Below are 14,911 nucleotides of genomic sequence, written 5' to 3' on the forward strand. Positions count from 1 at the left end.
ACACGTCCTGAGCCGGTCACGCGGCGGACGGTGCCTGCGGCATCTCGCGCATCTTCGGGATCGGCGAGAGCGCCAGCACGATCATCGGCACGACCGCGCCGATCACCGCCGCCACCAGCACCACCGGCCGCATGCCGAGGGCCTCGCCGAGCAGCCCGGCCAGCAGGGCACCGAGCGGCGCCGGCACCAGCCCCATCGCCCAGATGGTCGCGATGACCCTGCCGACCAGCTCGCGCGGCGTCGCCGACTGCAGGACGGTGATGTTGTTCACCACGAACACCTGCGTGCACAGCCCGACGAGCAGCTGCGAGAAGGCCAGCACGCCGATCGCCAGCCACAGCGGCCCGCCGGCCAGCGGCACCAGGATGAGCGCGCTGTTGCCGATCACCGTCGACCAGAACATCGTCGGCCCCGGGCCCACGCCCTTCATGAGCCGTACCGACAACCACGCGCCGGCCACCGCGCCGACGCCGCCGACCGCGAGCACGGCCCCGACCCAGCCGGCCGGCACACCGGCCCCGTCGATGACGTACGGGATGTAGAGGGTCTGCAGGATGCCGATGTCGAAGAAGGAGTACACGGCACTGGCGATGGCGAGCGGGCGGACGACCGGGTGCGCCATCACCCAGCCGAAGCCCGCGCGGACGGCCGCCACCATGGAGCCGCCGCTGTCGGGCGGCGGCGGTTCCTCACGCTTGCGGATCGAGACGAGGCACAGCGCCGACAGCACGTAGCTGACCGCGTCCACCAGGATGACGAGCGGCGCCGAGCGGGTCGCGATGAGCAGCCCGGCGAGGCTCGGGCCGACCGCCTTGGAGACCGAGTCGCTGAGCTGCAGCTTGCTGTTGCCCTCGCCGAGCTGCTCGGGGGCGACCAGCACCGGCAGGTACGAACGGTAGGCGACCTCGAACAGCACTCCGAAGACGCCCATCACGAACACGACCGCGTACAGCCACCACAGGGTCAGCAGGTCCATGACGAACAGCAGCGGTACGGTCGCCAGCATGAACGCCCGGATGACGTCGCTCCAGATGAGCACGGGACGGCGTCGCATCTGGTCCACCCAGACGCCGACGACGAAGAACAGCACCATGGGCAGCCGCGACAGCGCGCCGAGCACGCCCATCTCGGCGACGGAGGCGTTCAGCCACAGGTAGGCGACGACCGGCATGGCGAGCACGGTCACCTGCGAGCCGACCAGCGACAGGCTCTCGCCGCTCCACAGCTTGAGGAAGTCGCGGTTGCTCCACAGGGTCGCCGGTTCAGTCGTGGGGGGTGAGGCCATGGTCGATGCTGCTCCTCAGCTCGGCGGCCGCCAGGGCGACGCGGGGCTCGTACATGACGGTGAAACGCTCGCCGTGGATCGGCGAGATGCGCAGGCGGCCGGTGACGACGTCGCGCCAGCCCATGTCGTCGGGCGGCACCCCCTCGGCGGCGGGGGAGAACAGCAGGACGTCGCCGTCGTAGGGCGCGTGCCGGTAGTGGCCGACCGCGTGCGCGTTGGCGCGGAAGACCTCGACGAAGCGGCGGGCCTGGCGCAGGTCGGCGGTGTCCGGCTGCAGGGTGTCGGCGCGGGCGGCGGCGTCGATCACGGCCAGCAGCCGCTCGTCCGGGCTCATCCGGTGCAGGTCGTCCAGGTCGACCTGCACCTTGCCGCCGGCCAGGGCGTGGGTGAGCAGGACGGCGTCGTCCTCCAGCGACGCGCGCAGCACCGGCTCGTTCGCGTCGGAGTAGAACAGCACGACGAGCGGCACCTCCTCGCCCAGCTCGCGCAGCCGGCGGGCGGTCTCCAGGGCGATGTTCCCGCCGATGCAGTAGCCGCCCAGGACGTACGGGCCGTGCGGCCGGACCTTCAACAGGTGACCGGTGTAGTCGTCGACCATCTCGGCGAGCGTGGCGTGCGGCTCCTCGCCGGGAGCGAGGCCGGCCGCCTGGACGGCGTAGACGGGCTGGTCGGGGCCGAGGTGGCGGGTCAGCGGCAGGTAGCGGAACACCTGGCCGCCGAGCGCGTGGAACAGGAACACCGGGTCGCGCTCGCCGGTCGGCCGCAGCGGCACGATCCGCTGCGGCGCGCCGTCGTTGTCCTGCGGCCGGCGCAGTTCGGCGGCCAGTCGCGCGATCGTCGGCGCCGTCAGGACCGTCGAGAGCGGCACGTCACGGCCGAGCTCCTTGCGCAGCCGCATGGTCAGGCGCAGCGCCAGCAGCGAGTGGCCGCCGAGGGCGAAGAAGTCGTCGTGCACGCCGACCGCCTCGACGCCCAGCGTGTCCTCCCACAGCGTGCCCAGCCTGGCCTCGAACGGGTCGCGCGGCGGCACGTACGGCGCCCGTCCCGCGTCGCCGGGCTCGGGCAGGGCGGCCCGGTCGAGCTTGCCGTTGGCGGTGACGGGCAGCGCGTCGAGCCGTACCCAGGCGGTCGGGACCATGTGGTCGGGCAGCTGCGCGCGCAGCTCGGGCGCGAGGTCGGGCAGGTCGTCGCCGTGCGGGACGACGTACCCGACGAGGCGTGCGCCGCGCAGCGCCACGACCGCGGCGCGGACGGCGGGATGCGCGTGCAGCAGCGCCTCGATCTCGCCGAGCTCCACCCGCCGGCCGCGGATCTTCACCTGGAAGTCGGTCCTGCCGAGGTACTGGACGTCGCCGCCGGGCAGCCGGCGGGCCACGTCGCCGGTGCGGTAGAGGCGGGTGCCGGGCGGACCGTACGGGTCGGGCACGAACCGCTCGGCGGTCATGCCCGGCCGGTTGACGTAGCCGCGGGCCAGCTGGACGCCGCCCAGACAGAGCTCGCCCGGCGTCCCGACGGGCACCCGGTGGCCGTCGGCGTCGAGGATCTCCAGACGGGTGTTGGCGACCGGCCTGCCGATGGGCACCAGCGGCTCGCCCGGCGCGCAGGGATGCCAGGTGACGTCCACGGCCGCCTCCGTGGGGCCGTACAGGTTGTGCAGTTCGGTGCGCGGAAGACGGTCGTGGCAGCGGGCGGCGAGCTCGGCGCCGAGCGCCTCGCCGGAGCAGACGAGGCGGCGCAACTCCGGCAGGGCGGGCTCGTCGAGGAACAGCTCCAGCATGGACGGAACGAAATGCATGGTGGTGACGCGGTGGGCGGTGGCCAGCGCGGCCAGGCGGGCGCTGTCACGGTGGGCGCCGGGGTCGGCGACGACCAGCCCGGCGCCGACCATGAGCGGCCAGAACAGCTCCCACACCGACACGTCGAACGACAGCGGCGTCTTGTGCAGCACGCGCTCGTCCTGCCTCAGGCCGAACGCCTCCTGCATCCACAGCAGCCGGTTCACGATCGCCCGGTGCGAGACGCCGACCCCCTTCGGCCGGCCGGTCGAGCCCGACGTGAAGATCACGTACGCGAGGGAGTCGGGGTGCGTGCGCGGCTTGTCGGGGTGTCCGGTGACGGGCCCGTCGATGGCCAGGGCGACGCCGTCCGGCAGCGCCGCCGCGCCGTCCGGGCCGGTCAGCACCGTGCGCGCCCCCGCCTCCTCGATCATGTACGCGAGCCGCGCGGGCGGCAGGTCCGGCTCCAGCGGCAGGTACGCCGCCCCCGCGCCGAGCACGCCGAGCAGTGCGGGCAGCAGGTCGGCGCCGCGCTCCAGGCAGACGCCCACCACGTCGCCCGGCACCGTGCCCGCGGCCACCAGCCGCGCGGTGACCGCGGCGGCGCGCGCGCCCAGCTCGCGGTAGGTGATCCAGACCCCGTCGTAGCAGACGGCGGGCGCGGTGGGGGTGCGCTCGGCCTGCTCGGCGATCAGCTCGTGCAGCGCCACGCCCGGGTACGGGCGGGCCGTGGCGTTCCACCCGTCGATGGCGGCGGCGTCGGCGGCCAGGTAGAGGTGCGACGGGCGCGGGTCACCGGCGGGGGCGCACGCCTGGCGCAGCACGGTCAGGTAGAGCTCGCCGATCCGCGCGACCTGCTCGGCGGCGAACTGCGACCGGTCGTAGGTGAGGGTGAGGTCGAAGCCGCCGTGCTCTCGCGAGCGGGTGAACGCGGCCGTGAACGGCACGTCGGTCTGCTCGAAGAACTCCTGCCCGACGATCTCGACGCCGGGCAGGCCGCCGTACACGTGGAAGTCGCGGTAGTCGAACAGCACGTCCAGCAGCGGTGAGCGCCCGGCGGCCCGCTGGATCTCGAACAGCGGGTAGTTCCGGTGCGGCAGCAGCGCCACCTCCGCCTCGAACACCCTGCGCACCAGCTCCGCCCAGCTCGGGGCGCGCACGTCGAGGCGCAGCGGCACGGTGTTGAGGAACAGGCCGAGCACCTCCGCGCCCGCCTCGCTCTCCGGGCGGCTGTGCGTGACCAGCCCGGTCATCACCTCGCCCTCGCCGGTGAGCAGGGCGAGCGCCCGCAGGTGGGCGGCCAGCAGCAGCGTGCGCAGCGGCACCGACAGCGTCCGCGCCGTCCCGCCGAGCCGCTCCAGCAGGTCCGCCTCCAGCGGCAGGCGCAGCACCTCGGCGGCCTGCTCACCGTGGACGCCAGGCAGGCGGGGCAGCCGGGTCTCGGGGGCGTCCGCCACGAGGGCGTGCCAGAAGTCGCGGGTCTCCGCGCACGCCACGGCCGCGCGCTCGGCGGCGACCAGCTCGCGGAAGGCGGCCCCGGGCGGGGCGAGCGGCGGCGGGTCACCGGCCAGGTGCCCGTGGTAGCGCTGGAACAGCTCCGTGACCAGGGCCGCCACGCTCCACCCGTCGAGGATGGCGTGGTGGAAGCTCAGGCTGAACGCGAACAGCTCGCCGTCCAGCACGTGTACGTGCGCGCGGGCGAGCGGCGGCTCCGCCCAGTCGAACGGACGCCGCTTCTCCTCCTCCGACCACGCGGCCAGCAGGTCGGAGGCCGCCGGTTCGCCCGACAGGTCCGTCACCTCCAGCGGCACCACGGCCGAGCGGTGCACCAGCTGCAGCGGCTCGCTGAACCCGGTCAGGTCGATCGAGGTGCGCAGGACGGGATGCCGCGCGGTCACCTCCGCCAGCGCCGCCTCGAACGCCTTCGCGTCGAACCGGCCGCGCACGGTGATCGTGGTCAGGTCGTGGTAGGTGGCCGTGTCCGGCTCGTACGCGCTGTGGTACAGCATTCCCGCCTGCAGCGCGGCCAGAGGATAGGCGTCCTCCAGGCCCCGCGCGGCTCCCCTCGTCACGGTCATCACGCCTCGCCTTCCAGCATCCGTGCCAGGTCCTCGGGGTTGAGCAGGCCGAACGGGGCCTGCGGCGGCGCAGGGGGATCGGCCGCCGGCGCGGGGAGCAGCCGGGCGGCGAGCTCCCTGACGGTCTGGTGGAGGAACAGCTGTTCCAGCCGCACCGCCCAGCCGGCCTCGCGCAGGCGGGCGACCACCTTGAGACTCCTGATGGAGTCGCCGCCGACGGCGAAGAAGTTGTCCTCGGCCCAGACCCGTTCCAGGCCGAGCACGCCCTGCCAGGCGGCGGCGACGGCCCGCTCGGCCGCGCCTTCGACAGGCGTGCGACCGGCGCTCGGGGGCGCGTCCGGGTCGGGGAGCGCGTTCCTGTCGAGCTTGCCGCTGCGGTTGAGCGGCAGCTCCTCCAGCAGGGTCCACGTCCTCGGGACCATGTGGTCGGGCAGCGTCCCGCGCAACGATCGCTCCCAGCCCGCCGGTCCGGCGTCCGCGGTGGGGACCACGTACGCGGCGAGGCGGTGCCCGGCGCCGTCCTGGACGGCGCGGACGGCGGCCGCCCGGACGCCCGGCAGGCGGGCCAGGGCCGCGTCTATCTCGCCCAGCTCGACCCGCATGCCGCGGATCTTGACCTGGTGGTCGGTACGGCCCAGGTACTCCAGCTCGCCGTCGGGCCGCCGGCGGGCCAGGTCGCCGGTGTCGTACAGCCGTCCGCCGGGCGGCCCGTACGGGTCGGGGACGAAGCGTTCTGCCGTCAGGCCCGGCCTGTTCACATACCCCTGGGCCAGTTGCACGCCGCCGATCCACAGCTTCCCTGGCACGCCGACGGGCACGCGGTTCATCCGGTCGTCGAGGACCTCCAGCCGGGTGTTGGCGACGGGCCGCCCGATCGGGACCGCCGTCTCTCCCGGCCGGCATGCGTGCCACGACACGTCCACGGCCGCCTCGGTCGGTCCGTACAGGTTGTGCAGGCCCGCCGCGGGCAGCGTGGCGCCGAACCGTGCGACCAGGTCGGCGCCGAGCGCCTCGCCTGAGCAGACCACGGTACGGAGTGCCGCGAGCCGGCCGCCCAGCCCCGGCTCGTCGAGGAAGGCGTCCAGCATGGACGGCACGAAGTGCGCGACGGTGACCGACTCGCTCGCCATCAGGCCGGCCAGGTACGCGGGGTCGGCGTGCCCGCCCGGCCGGGCGACCGCGAGGCCCGCGCCGGTGATCAGCGGCCAGAACAGCTCCCACACCGACACGTCGAACGAGAACGGCGTCTTGTGCAGCACCCGGTCCTTGCCGGTGAGCGGGAAGGCGTCCTGCATCCAGCTCAGCCGGTTCACGATCGCCCGGTGCGAGACCCCGACCCCCTTCGGCCGGCCCGTGGAACCCGACGTGAAGATCACGTACGCGAGGGAGCCGGCAGGCGTCCTGACATCGAGCGGCACGGCGTCCTCGGCCGCGACAGCGGCGGCATCCTGATCGAGCAGCAGGAGCGCAACCCCATGCCTCTCGCCTCCCTCGGAGGCACGCGCCTCCTTCACCCCGCCCGAACCGCCGGGCTCGGGGGCTCTGCCGGCCCTGCCCGCCTCGGCCCCTTCGGGGGCGAGGCGGTGGGCGAGAGAGGTGGTGGAAATCGCGAGGCGGCAGTTCGCGTCGGCCATCATGCCCGCCAGGCGAGCCGCCGGGTGGTCCGGCTCCAGGGGCAGGTACGCCGCGCCGGCGGCGACCACCGCGTGCACGGCGATGACGAGGTCCGCGCCCCGTTCCAGGCAGACGCCGACGACCTCGCCAGGACCCGCGCCGAGCGCGCGCAGCCGCCTGGCCAGCCGGTTCACCCGGGCGGCGAACTCCTCGTAGGTGAGCCAGGCCCGGTCACCGTCCGGCGTCCCGAAGCCCAGCGCGGGCGCGTACGGGGTCCGCGCGACCTGTTCGGCCACCAGGTCGGACAGGGTGGCCGCCGCGATCGGCCCGGCGGTGTCGTTGGCCCGGCGCACGACGTCCAGCTCGGCCGGGGTGAGCAGCGGCACGTCGAGTACCGGCCGCTCGGGGTCGGCCACCGCGGCCGACAGGAACGCGCGGAAGTGGTCGGCGAACCGCTCCATCCGGTCGTGCTCGAACAGGTCGGTCGCGTAGTGCAGCACGCCCACGAGCCGGTCACCGGCCTCCTCGACCACCAGGTGCAGGTCCGCCTGCGCCACCCCGGGGTCGACGTCGAGGGTGCGCAACGTGATCCCGGCGACGTCCGGCGGCGCGGGCGGCACGTTCTGGTAGGCGAGCATCACCTGGAACAGCGGGTTGCGCGACAGGTCGCGCTCCGCGGCCAGCTCCTGCACCAGCACCTCGAACGGCAGCTCGGCGTGGTCGTGACCGCTCACGACGCGTTCGCGGGTACGGGCCAGCAGCTCCGCGAACGTCGGCTCGCCCGACAGGTCGCCGCGCAGTACGAGCGTGTTCAGGAACAGCCCGGCGCTCTCCTCCACGTCCGGGTGGACCCGTCCCGACACCGGCGTGCCCACCGGGACGTCGGCGCGCCCCGTGTACCGGGCCAGCACCGCCTGGAACGCGGCGAGCAGCACCATGAACGGCGTCACCTGCCGTTCCAGCGCGACCTCCCGCACCGCCGCGACCGTTCGGGCGTCGATCGGGAACGTCAGCCGCCGCCCGGCCCTGCTCGCCTGCCCCTGACGGCGCCGGTCCGCGGGCAGGTCGAGGGCGGGCGGGAGATCGGCGAGCGCGTCCTTCCAGTACGCGAGGTCGGCGTCCCGCTCGTGGACGCGGCCCCGATGCCAGGCGGCGAAGTCGAGGAAACCGGCGGCGAGGCGCGGCAGTTCGGCCGGGGTGGCGGTGACGCGTGCCCGGTAGAGCTCCATGAGGTCGCGCAGCAGGATCGACAGACTCCACCGGTCGGCGATGACGTGGTGCAACGTGAGATAGAGCTCGTGCTCCTCCGCCCCCCGCCGCACCAGAACCGCCCGCATCAGCGGCCCCTCCGCGAGGTCGAACCGGTGCCGCGCCTCGTCCCCTCCGACGTCGGCGCCCGCGCGGACGACCAGGCGCGGCCGGTGTGGGCCGGGTTGCAGGGAGGGATCGCCGTCGGTGTCCGCGATGACCAGGCGGAGGGCGTCGTGCCGGTCCACGAGGTCGTCGAAGGCGGCCGTCAGCGCGGGCACGTCGAGCGGTCCTGTCAGCCGCTCCGCCCAGGCGACGTTGTAGGTGGGGTTGCCGGGGTCGAGACGATCGAGGAACCACAGGCGGGTCTGGGCGTGCGTGGGCGCCACCCGGCCGCCGGGCGCGCGCGGGATCGGCTGCGCCGCCGCCGGGCCGCCGGGGACGGCCTCGAGGAGCGGGGCGAGGCCCGCGATGGTGGGGGTGGCGAAGCAGCGGCGCAGCGACACCTCGGCGCCGTACGCCTCCCTGAGCCGGACCACCAGCCGCATGGCCAGCAGGGAGTGCCCGCCGAGGACGAAGAAGTCGTCGTCCACCCCGAAGTCGTCACGCTCGAGGAGCTCGCTCCAGACGGCGTGCAGGACGCGTTCCGCGGCGGTGCGCGGCGGGGTCCGGTGAGCCGCCGCACCCGCGGGCAGGGGAGGCGGCGGCAGCGCGGCGCGGTCGAGCTTGCCGCTGGGCAGCACGGGGAACGCGGCGACGGCGACGAAAGCGGACGGGACCATCGCCTCCGGCAGCCGCTCGAGCAGGTGGGCGCGCAGGTCGCCGTGGTGGGCGTCGCCGTCGACGTACGCGACCAGTCCCCGGCCGCCGGGGGCGTCGTCCCGCACGACCACGACCGCGCGCCGGACGCCGGGATGCTCGCCCAGGACGGCGGCGACCTCGTCGAGCTCGATGCGGACACCGCGGATCTTGACCTGGTGGTCGAGGCGGCCCAGGTACTCGAGCGTGCCGTCGGCCCGCCACCGGACGAGGTCCCCCGTGCGGTAGAGACGCGAGCCCGGCGGGCCGAAAGGGTCGGGGACGAAACGCTCGGCGGTCAGCGCGGGCCGGCCGTGGTAGCCGCGCGTGACCCCGGCGCCGCCGACGAGCAGCTCGCCGGGCACGCCCACCGGCACCGGCCGCAGGTCGCGGTCCACGACGTAGGCGGCGGTGTTGGCGACGGGCGAGCCGATCGAGCCGCCCTCGCCGTCGGTGACGCGGCGCCTGGTGGACCAGACGGTGGTCTCGGTGGGGCCGTACAGGTCCCACAGCTCGTCGGTGACCTCCAGCAGGCGGGCGGCGAGCGGGCCCGGCAACGCCTCGCCCGTGCTGATCACCCGGGGGACGCGGTGGGCCAGCGCGGGCAGCAGCCCCTCCAGCATGGACGGGGTGGCCTGGACGGTGTGCAGCCCGCCGTCGCGGATCAGGTCGTGGACCCGTTCGACCGCGGTGGACGAGGCCTGCACCACCGTGCCGCCGGTGGTCAGCGGCCCGAACAGCTCGATCATGGCGATGTCGAACGACACCGACGTCAGGAACAGGAACCGGTCACCCGCCACGAGCCCCGGCCGCTCACGCACGTCACGCAGCAGACTCACCAGCCCCCGATGCGGCACCACCACCCCCTTCGCCCGCCCGGTGGAGCCGGAGGTGTAAATGAGGTACGCGGCCTGATCGAGATGAAACCCAGCCTCCGACCCATCGGCGCCCTCGTCGCTTCCACGGGCCTCGGCCGGGCCGTCCAAGAGGAGTTGGCGGGTGTCGGCCGGGAGGTGGTCGCGCAGTGAGCTCACCGTGATGACCAGGGTCGCGCCCGAGTCGGTGAGGATCTGCTGCAGGCGGTGGGCAGGGTAGCCGGGGTCCAGAGGGACGTAGCAGGCGCCGGACTTGAGTACCGCGAGGAGCGCGGCCACCAGGTCCGGCTCGCGGGGGAGGCAGACCGCGACCCGGCTCTCCCGGCCCACGGACAGGTCTCGGAGCACGGCGGCGAGGTGGTTCGCGCGCGCCTCCAGCTCGGCGTACGTCAGGGACGAGCCGTTCCCGCCCTCGACCGCCGTCGCCGACGGGGTGCGGGCGGCCTGCTCGGCGACCAGGTGGTGGACGCCCCGCTCAGGGACGGGGACCGCGGTGTCGTTCCAGGTCCGCAGGACGAGCCGCAGCTCCGCCTCGTCCATGAGCGGCAGCTCCGACAGCCGCAGACCGGGGTCGGTGACGGCGGCGCCGAGCAGGGTGCGCAGGTGCGCGGCCAGCCGGTGCGCGCGGTCGTCGTCGAACAGGTCGGTGGCGTGGTCGAGCACGCACAGCAGCGACCCGTCGGGGCGTTCCTCGACGATGAGGTCAAGGTCGAACATGGCGGTGCCGGGACGCACGTCCAGGCGTTCGAGGCGCAGACCGCCCGGGGCGTCCGGCAGCGCCGGGGTGTTCTGGAAGGCGAGCATCACCTGGAAGAGCGGGTTGCGCGACAGGTCGCGTCCGGTCGTCAGCTCGTCCACCAGCGTCTCGAACGGCAGTCCCGCGTGGTCGAACGCGGCCAGCGTCCGCTCCCTGGCGCGCCGGACGAGCTCGGCGAACGGCGGGTCGCCTGACAGGTCGCCGCGCAGCACCACCGTGTTGAGGAACAGGCCGACGGTGCGGTCCAGCGCGGGGTGCGGCCTGGCGGACATCGGCGTACCGATCGGGACGTCCGGCTGCCCGGTGTAGCGGGCGAGCAGCGCCTGCAGCGCGGCGACGAGCACCATGAACGGGGTCGCCCGCAGCCCGGCGGCCACGTCCCGCACCCCGGCGGCGAGCGTCCCGTCGAGGTCGAACACCAGGCGGTGGCCCCGGTTCGACGCGACGGGCGGACGCGGCCGGTCCGCGGGCAGGTCGAGCACGTCGGGCATGCCGTCGAGCGCCTTGCGCCAGTAGGCCAGGTCGTCCTCGGAGCGGGGCCGGTCCTGCTGCCAGGCGGCGTAGTCGGCGTACGTGACGGGCGGCGGCGGCAACGGCTCGCCGGCGTAGAGCCGGAAGAGGTCCTCGAACAGGATCGCCACCGACCATCGGTCGGCCAGGATGTGATGCACCGTCAGGATCAGCCGATACTCAGCGTCGGGCGTCACCCGTAGCAGGCGGGCGCGGGTGAGGGGGCCGGTGGACAGGTCGAAGGGGAAGCGCGCCTCGGCGTGCGCGGCGGCGTCCGCCTCGGCGGGCGGCATCGACTCCACGATGAGTGTGGGGCGGGAACGGCCGGGCGCCTGGCAGGGCCGGCCGTCGCGGACGTCGACCACGTACCCGAGCACCGGATGCCGGTCCACGAGCCCGTCGAAGGCCCTGACAAGGGCGGCCACGTCCAGGTCGCCGACGATCCGGTACGCCCACGACAGCGTGTAGGCGGGGTTGCCCGGATCGAGCTGGTCCACGACGAACAGGCGGCGCTGCGCGTCCGACAGCGGCACGGGCCCGTCCTGGTCGGCGCGGCGGGGGAAGGGCACGGCATCCGGCTCCGTCCGGCCGGGCCGCGCGCGGGCGACACGCGCCTCCAGCGCGGCGCGCTGTTCCGGGCTGAGCCTGGCCAGCCGCGCCCGCACTCCGTCGAGGCCGCTCAACGCTCCTCCTCCAGCAGTTCCAGCAGGTCGGCGTCCGTCAGGCTCGCCTCCAGCACGGCCAGCGCCTGCTCCTCCACGGTCGCGGCGTCGAAGCAGCGGCGCAGCGGCAGCTCGACGCCGAACTCGTCGCCGATCCGGCCGACCAGCCGCACCAGCAGCAGGGAATGCCCGCCCAGGGCGAAGAAGTCGTCCGTCACCCCCACCCGGTCCCGGCCGAGCAGGTCGGCCCAGATGGCTGCCAGCGTCTCCTCCATCGGCGTGCGCGGCGGGACGTGCGCGGCGCTCACCGGGCCCGCCTGCGGCGGCGGCAGCGCGCCCCGGTCGAGCTTGCCGCTGGGCAGCACAGGGAACCCGGCGACGGCGACGAACGCGGCGGGCACCATCGCCTCCGGCAGCCGGGCCCGCAGAAAGCTCCTGAGCTCGGCTTCCCGCACGTCGCCGAGTACGTACGCGACCAGTCCGCGCCCGCCAGGGGCGTCGTCGCGGACGGCGACCACGGCCCGCTCGACCGAGGGGTGCTCGCCGAGCACGGCGGCCACCTCGTCCGGCTCGACGCGGACGCCGCGGACCTTGACCTGGTCGTCGAGGCGGCCGAGGTAGTCGAGCGTCCCGTCCGCGCGCCGGCGCACCAGGTCGCCGGTGCGGTAGAGCCGTCCCCGGCCGAAGGGGTCGGGCACGAAGCGCTCGGCCGTCAGCGCCGGGCGGCGGTGGTAGCCGCGGGCCACGCCCGCGCCGCCGATGAGCAGCTCACCGGGCACGCCCACCGGCACCGGCCGCAGGTCGCGGTCCACGACGTACGCGGTCGTGTTCGCCACCGGGTCGCCGATCAGCATCACGACGGCCGAGCGCGGCACCCGGTACGCGGTCGACCAGATCGTCGTCTCCGTAGGGCCGTAGAAGTTCCACAGCTCGCCGGTGACCTTGAGCAGGCGGGCGGCGAGCTCCAGGGGCAGCGGCTCGCCGCCGAGGATGGCGCGCGGCAGCCCGGCGGGCAGGTGCTCCACCGCGAGCCCCGCCACCGACGGGGTCAGCTGCACCAGGTCCACGTCCCGCGCGACCCGCCTGATCTCCTTGGGGGTACGGGCGGCGTCCTCGGGAGCGATCACGACCGCGCCGCCCGACAGCAGGGGCGTGAAGATCTCCAGGGCCGCGATGTCGAACGACAGCGAGGTCATGTAGAGCGCGTCGCCGCCGCCCAGCCGCCGGATCACGTCGGTGACCAGGTTCACCACGCCCCGGTGCGGCACCTGCACCCCCTTGGGACGCCCGGTCGAGCCGGAGGTGTAGATCAGGTACGCCAGGTGGCCGGGCCCCACCGGCGGCGGCGCCAGGGCGGGGCCGTCGCCGGGCAGCCGGTCCAGCAGCAGCTCGGGCGGCCGTTCCTGGGGCAGCAGGTCCCGTAAGGAAGAGCCGGTCAGCAGCAGGACGGCCCCGGAGTCGGCCAGCAGGTACGCGAGCCGCTCCGCCGGGTACGCCGGGTCGAGCGGCAGGTAGCACGCACCCGCTTTCAGCACCGCGAGCAGCGCCACGACCTGGTCCACGCCACGGGGCAGGCACAGCGCCACGCACGACTCGGGCTCCACGCCGGCCGCGACGAGCCGCCCGGCGAGCGCCCCCGCGCGGGCGTCCAGGCCGGCGTAGGTGAGCTCGGCGCCGTCCGGGCCGCGCACCGCGACCGCGCCGGGGCGGCGGGCCGCCTGCTCGGCGACGAGCTCGTGCAGCGCCCGCTCCGGGTACGGCGCGGCCGTGTCGTTCCAGCGGGTCAGCAGCTCGTGCCGCTGCGCCGGGGTCATCAGCGGCAGCCGCGCCAGCCGCGTCGCGGGGTCCGCGACCGCGGCCTCGAGCACCAGCCGGTACGCCTCGCCCAGGCGGGCCACGGTGTCGGCGTCGAACAGCTCGGTGCTGTACTCGAGGTAGACGTCGGCGCCGCCGGCCGTCCTGACGACGTCAACGTTGAGGTCGAGCTGCGCGGTGCCGTTCGGGAACTGGGCGCGCCGGTCCATCGGCAGCAGGTTGAAGCCCACCTGGAAGAGCGGCGTCCGTCCGGGGTCGCGTACCGGCTGCAGCGCCTCGACCAGCCGGTCGAACGGGACCTCGGCGTGGTCGAGCGCGTCCAGCACCGTCTCCCGCACCCGCTCGAGCAGCTCCAGGAACGACGGGTCGCCGCCCAGGTCGGTGCGCAGCACCAGCGTGTTGACGAACATGCCGATCAGCGGCTCGAACTCGGGCCGCTCCCGCCCGGCGACCGGCGTGCCCACGGCGATGTCGCGCTGCCCGCCGTACCGGGTGAGCAGCGCCTTGAGCCCGGCCAGCAGCACCATGAACAGCGTCGCCCCACGCCGCCTGCCCAGCGCCTCCAGCGCGTCGACCAGGGCGGCGGGCAGCGACACGTGGTGCTCGGCCCCGGCGTGGCCGCGGACCGCAGGGCGCGGCCGGTCCGTGGGCAGCCCGGCGTCAGGTGGCAGCCCGGCGAGCCGCTCCCGCCAGTGGCCGAGCTGGGCGGCGAGCGTCCCCTGGGCGAGGTGCTCGCGCTGCCAGGCGGCGTAGTCGGCGTACTGGACGGGCAGCTCGGGCAGCCGCGGCGGGCGGCCCTCGTCGAACGCGGCGTACAGCTCCCGCAGCTCGGTGCTGAAGATGGTGCCCGAGCGGGCGTCGAACACGGCGTGGTGCACGACGAGCACCATCCGGTGCCCGCCGTCCGGCATCAGCACCAGGTGGGCGCGCCACAGCGGCGCCCGCTCCAGCGCGAACGGCCGCCGCGCCGTGTCCGCCGCCAGCGCGCGGAACTCCTGCTCGGCCCGCTCCGGCGGCAGGTCGCGCAGGTCGGTCCTCGGCAGGGTGACCGGCAGCTCCACCTGGACGACCTGGACGAGGTTCCCGTCCTCGACCGCCAGGCCGGTGCGCAGCGTCTCGTGCCGCCGGACCAGCTCGCGCAGGATCCGCTCCCACCGGTCCTGATCGTCTCCCTCGGGCAGGTCGATCACGGCGTTGACGTGGTAGGCGGGCGTGTCGGGGTCGAGCCTCGTCAGGAACCACAGGCGTTCCTGGGCGTACGAGGCGGGCAGGGCGTACGTGCCGGTCACCGTGGCCGCTCCTCTATCTCCCCATGGCCTCGCGCAGGCTGCGCGGGCGCATGTCGGTCCAGACCTGCTCGATGTGGTCGAGGCAGCTCTCCTTCGGGCCTTCGAAGCCGGTCTCCCGCCAGCCCTCGGGCAGCGGGCGGTCGGCGAACCAGATGGAGTACTGCTCCTCGTCGTTGACCACGACCTTGTACTGGCCGTCCTGCAT

5 protein-coding genes are annotated in these 14,911 nt (G+C 74.6%); all 5 read right to left on the reverse strand.

Features of this window, described 5'->3' with window-relative positions:
* Positions 1-16: 16 nt before the first annotated feature.
* The 5 genes from BLR04_RS17880 to BLR04_RS17900 are packed head-to-tail and all read right to left on the reverse strand — an operon-like array spanning position 17 to position 14,911.
* Positions 17-1,285: an MFS transporter gene (locus BLR04_RS17880; RefSeq protein ID WP_090766058.1), complete on the reverse strand. Its 1,269-nt coding sequence runs from the start codon at positions 1,283-1,285 to the stop codon at positions 17-19.
* Positions 1,263-5,138, reverse strand: coding sequence for a non-ribosomal peptide synthetase (locus tag BLR04_RS17885; RefSeq protein WP_090766064.1), 3,876 nt, complete (start codon positions 5,136-5,138; stop codon positions 1,263-1,265). The genes BLR04_RS17880 and BLR04_RS17885 overlap by 23 nt, the downstream gene beginning before the upstream one ends.
* Positions 5,138-11,623 (reverse strand): non-ribosomal peptide synthetase, encoded by a 6,486-nt coding sequence (locus BLR04_RS17890; protein ID WP_090766067.1) that lies wholly within the window; start codon positions 11,621-11,623, stop codon positions 5,138-5,140. The genes BLR04_RS17885 and BLR04_RS17890 overlap by 1 nt, the downstream gene beginning before the upstream one ends.
* Positions 11,620-14,706, reverse strand: a complete 3,087-nt coding sequence (locus BLR04_RS17895) for a non-ribosomal peptide synthetase (RefSeq protein ID WP_090766070.1) — start codon at positions 14,704-14,706, stop codon at positions 11,620-11,622. Before BLR04_RS17895 ends, BLR04_RS17890 begins: the two co-directional genes overlap by 4 nt.
* 13 nt (positions 14,707-14,719) lie before the next feature.
* On the reverse strand, positions 14,720-14,911 hold the full coding sequence (locus BLR04_RS17900; protein ID WP_090766073.1) for an MbtH family protein: 192 nt from the start codon (positions 14,909-14,911) through the stop codon (positions 14,720-14,722).

Origin of the sequence: Nonomuraea maritima, assembly GCF_900100395.1 — a bacterium.
Lineage (GTDB): Bacteria > Actinomycetota > Actinomycetes > Streptosporangiales > Streptosporangiaceae > Nonomuraea > Nonomuraea maritima.

Coding starts and splice junctions, on each gene's coding strand:
- BLR04_RS17880 (WP_090766058.1), bottom strand. CDS start 1,285: ATGGCCTCACCCCCCACGACTGAACCGGCGACCCTGTGGAGCAACCGC.
- BLR04_RS17885 (WP_090766064.1), bottom strand. CDS start 5,138: ATGACCGTGACGAGGGGAGCCGCGCGGGGCCTGGAGGACGCCTATCCT.
- BLR04_RS17900 (WP_090766073.1), bottom strand. CDS start 14,911: ATGCAGGACGGCCAGTACAAGGTCGTGGTCAACGACGAGGAGCAGTAC.